This window comes from Streptomyces laculatispora, assembly GCF_017353455.1.
GTDB classification, from domain to species: Bacteria; Actinomycetota; Actinomycetes; order Streptomycetales; family Streptomycetaceae; genus Streptomyces; species Streptomyces laculatispora.
In genome coordinates, this window is sequence record NZ_JAFMPZ010000443.1 from 1 (window position 1) to 4,202 (window position 4,202).

Below are 4,202 nucleotides of genomic sequence, written 5' to 3' on the forward strand. Positions count from 1 at the left end.
GATGGCGGAGCAGCTGATGGGTGTGTTGCGGGAGGTGGTGTCGCTCCAGACGGGGCGCCCGCGTCCGGCGCTGTCGACGCTGTTCGGCGCGGAGATGCGGGTCACCGACACGGAGCTGTTCACCATCCTGACCGGCGAGGTGTCCCGCCTCGGGGCACGGAACCCGGCGCCCGCGGCGTACCCGGGAGCCGGTCCGCTGCCCTCGTCCACCACGCATGTCAGCGGCGGCGCGAACGGCGCCGCCGGGAACCGCGCCGCGCCCGCGTACCCGCAGCCGCAGGCGGCCGTTCCGGCCCCCCGGTCGCCGGCAGCGGACCCCGTCGCCGCGTCCTCTCCCCCCAGCACGGGCGGGCCCCGGCTGGCCGGGCTCGACGTACGGGGGACGTCGCTCGCGCTGCCGGTCCCCCGGGTCGACGCGAGCGACCCCAACGCGGGGTTCCTCGCCGGGGTGATGGCGTCGGCACCCGCCGAACTGATCGCCGCGTTGCAGGCCGTACCGGCCGCCTCGCTGGAGACCAGGCTGCGCGAGCTGCGCGCCTTCCTGGAGATGAACGACCTCGGTGCCGCGCAGGAGACCCTGACCACCCTTGAGCTGAAGCATCCGGACGACTGGCGGGTGGTCTGGTACCGGGGCGTCACCTCCCTGGTGACCGGTGACAACGAGAACGCGGCGCTGTCCTTCGACGCGGTCTACGACGCGTTTCCCGGGGAGCCCGCGCCCAAGCTGGCGCTGGGCATCTGCGCGGAGGTCCTGGGCCAGCTGGACAACGCCGCCGAGTACTACCGGCTGGTGTGGGCGACCGACCCGAGCTTCGTGAGCGCCGCGTTCGGTCTGGCCCGGGTGCAGATCGCGGCCGGAGACCGGAGCGGGGCCGTCCGATCGCTGGAGTCCGTGCCGGAGGCGTCGATCCACTACACGGCGGCCCGGGTCGCCGCGGTACGGGCACGGCTGCGCGGACGGGCCACGGACGACCCGCTGATCGTCGACCTGATGGCGGCCTCGGCCCAGGTCTCGGGGCTGGCGGGTCTCGGTCTGGACGCGGTGCGCCGGGAGCAGTTGTCGACCGAGGTGCTGGGGACGGCCCTCGACTGGGTACTCTCCGGGAGTCCCGAGGCTCGTCCCCCGGCCCCGCAGTCGCCCGTGCACGGCGGGGCGCAGGGGCCGAGGACGCTGCTCGGCAGTGAGTTGGACGAGCGCGGCCTGCGTTTCGGGCTCGAGCGTGCGTACCGGATGCTCGCCCGGCTTGCGGAGCCCGGCGACGAGAGGATCGAACTGGTGGAGCGGGCCAACCGTTTCCGCCCCCGAACGTGGGTGTGAAGATGTCGCAGAACGACCAGGAGACTGCCTTGTCGAGGTGTCCCGGCTGCGAGGAGCCGCTGGAGCCGGGGGATCTGTTCTGCGGTGCGTGCGGGTACGACCTGTCGGCCGTACCCGAGCCGCCGCTGGACCACCCGACGATCGCCATCGCCACTGGGGCGGGCGAACCGGCGCAGGCCGGCCCCCAAGAGCCGGGAGCCTCCGGCGACTTCGAGCTGGCGGCGCCGGTTCCGGCCGCCGCCGGTGCGGCGCCCGATCCCCGTGCCTCCACCGGCCCCGTCCCGGCGCCGCCGGCCGGCACCAAGGTGTGCGTGGCCTGCCGGGCCGGCCATGTCGACAACGACGGCTACTGCGAGAACTGCGGCCATGCCCAGCCCCGCGAGCGCGATCACATGGAGCAGGAGCTCGGCTCGGTCGCCGCGGTCACCGACCGCGGACTGCGCCACCACCGCAACGAGGACTCGTTCGCGATCTCGACGACCGCGTTGCCGGACGGCACCCCGGCCGTCCTGGCGATCGTCTGCGACGGGGTGTCGTCGGCCAGCCGTCCCGACGAGGCGTCGGCCGCCGCCACGACCGCCGCCAACGAGTCGCTGCTGGAATCGCTGCCGCGCGGTACGCATCCGCAGCAGGCGATGCACGAGGCGATCGTGGCGGCCGCCGAGTCGGTCAACCGGCTGGCCCAGGAGCCCGGTCAGGGCGCGGAGCACGATCCGCACCGCCATCAGAACGCCCCGGCGTGCACCCTGGTCGGCGCGATCATGGCCAATGGCCTGCTGGTCGTGGGCTGGGTCGGCGACAGCCGGGTGTACTGGGTGCCCGAGGAGCGCAGCAGTCCACCGGCCCGGCTCACCGAGGACGACTCCTGGGCCGCGCAGATGGTCGCGGCCGGCCTGATGAACGAGGCGGAGGCGTACGCGGACGAGCGGGCCCACGCCATCACGGGCTGGCTGGGCGCCGACGCCTACGAACTGGAGCCGCACACCGCCTCGTTCAAACCGGACCGGCCCGGCGTCGTGGTGGTCTGCACGGACGGCTTGTGGAACTACGCGGAGTCCGCGGCCGAGATGTCCGCCGCGGTGCCCGTGGACGCGTACGAACGGCCGTTGCACGGAGCCCAGGTGCTGGTCGGCCACGCCCTCGACGGCGGGGGCCACGACAACGTAACAGTGGCTCTGCTGCCGTTCGCCGTACCGGTACAAGGGGCAGGATCCGCCTGCAGCGGCGGTTGAGTCCCGTTCCGCCCGCCCCTTGCACCTCCGATGCCTTTGTCCGCAAATCTGTCTTCATCTGACACGTGGAGCCTCAAGGAGCCGATCAGATGGCCAACTTCTCCAAGTCGAACGTGCCGCAGTTCTCCGTCGAGGTGTACCAGAACGAATATCTGCCCGAGGGCGGCCGTGAGGTCAACGGCATCATCACCGTCACCTCGACCGGCGGCGGCACCACCGGTGGGGTTCCGCTGACGAGTGCCGCTCATTCGGCCTCGCACGGACCGGGCCGGGCACCGAGCGCCGCCGTGGTGATCATGGTGGACTGCTCGGGCTCGATGGACTATCCGCCCACGAAGATGCGCAACGCCCGCGATGCGACGGCGGCGGCCATCGACACCCTGCGCGACGGCACCTCCTTCGCCGTGATCGGCGGTACGCACGTCGCCAAGGAGGTCTACCCGGGCAACGGGCGGCTCGCCACGGCCGATCCGCAGACCAGGGCCCAGGCCAAGGGGGCCCTGCGGCGGCTCAGCGCGGGCGGCGGTACGGCGATCGGGACCTGGCTGCGGCTGGCCGACCGGCTGCTGGGCGCCGCCGAGGTGAGCATCCGGCACGGCATCCTGCTGACCGACGGGCGCAACGAGCACGAGTCACCGGAGGATCTGCGGGCCGCGCTCGACGCCTGTGCGGGCCGGTTCACCTGTGACGCCCGCGGTGTCGGCACCGACTGGGAAGTGAAAGAGGTCACAGCGATCGCCTCCGCGCTGCTCGGCACCGCCGACATCGTCGCCGATCCCACGGGGCTGGCCGCGGACTTCACGCAGATGATGGAGAACGCGATGGGCAAGGAGGTCGCGGACGTCGCGCTGCGGCTGTGGACACCGGTCGGCGTGGAGATCAAGTTCGTGAAGCAGGTCGCGCCGACGGTCGCCGAGCTGACCGACCGCCGCACCGAGGCGGGCCCGCGCGCCGGGGACTACCCCACCGGTTCCTGGGGCGACGAGTCCCGCGACTACCACGTGTGCGTGCAGGTGCCGCAGGCCGGCATCGGGCAGGAGATGCTCGCGGCCCGCGTCTCGCTGATCCTCCCCGACCCGTCGGGCGGGGCGCCCCAGACCCTTTCGCAGGGCCTGGTACGGGCGGTGTGGACGGACGACATGGTGGCGTCGACCTCGATCAATCCGCAGGTCGCGCACTACACGGGTCAGGCGGAACTGGCACAAGTCATCCAGCAGGGGCTCGATGCCCGCAAGTCGGGAGACTTCGACGGCGCGACGGCCAAACTCGGCCGTGCGGTGCAGTTGGCATCGGCGTCCGGGAACGAGGACACTGCGAAACTGCTTTCGAAGGTGGTAGACGTCGTCGACGCGGCGACAGGTACTGTGCGACTGAAGGCGAAGGTCGCGGAAGCGGACGAGATGACACTCGAAACGCGCTCCACGAAGACCGTCCGCGTGAAGAAGTAATCACATATCCGCACTGATGAGCCGCCCGGCCGGACAGGTCCGCCGGGCGGCGAAGCAAGAAGAAAATGACGGCCCCCGGGGCCGGACGAGGAGAGGGGGAAGCGCCGACATGCCGACCTGCCCGAACGGACACCAGTCGGGTTCCGAGGACTGGTGCGAGGTCTGCGGCCATCGCATGGCCGGGGCGGGCGCGCCTGCGGGCGC

The 4,202-nt window shown here is 72.1% G+C and carries 3 protein-coding genes; all 3 read left to right on the forward strand.

Going from position 1 to position 4,202, the window contains the following annotated elements:
* The coding region (locus tag J1C73_RS21725) for a tetratricopeptide repeat protein (RefSeq protein WP_207317889.1) at positions 1–1,318 on the forward strand (1,318 nt) is incomplete at its 5' end.
* A complete protein-coding gene (locus J1C73_RS21730; protein WP_207317891.1) occupies positions 1,315–2,550 on the forward strand; it encodes a PP2C family protein-serine/threonine phosphatase in 1,236 nt (411 codons plus the stop codon). The genes J1C73_RS21725 and J1C73_RS21730, both read left to right, overlap by 4 nt.
* 89 nt (positions 2,551–2,639) lie before the next feature.
* Entirely contained in the window at positions 2,640–3,998 is a 1,359-nt protein-coding gene (locus J1C73_RS21735) for a vWA domain-containing protein (RefSeq protein WP_207317890.1), read from the forward strand.
* The last annotated feature ends 204 nt before the right edge of the window (positions 3,999–4,202 follow it).

Excerpts from the sequence above, each read along its gene's own strand:
- J1C73_RS21735 (WP_207317890.1), top strand. The coding sequence starts at position 2,640 with ATGGCCAACTTCTCCAAGTCGAACGTGCCGCAGTTCTCCGTCGAGGTG.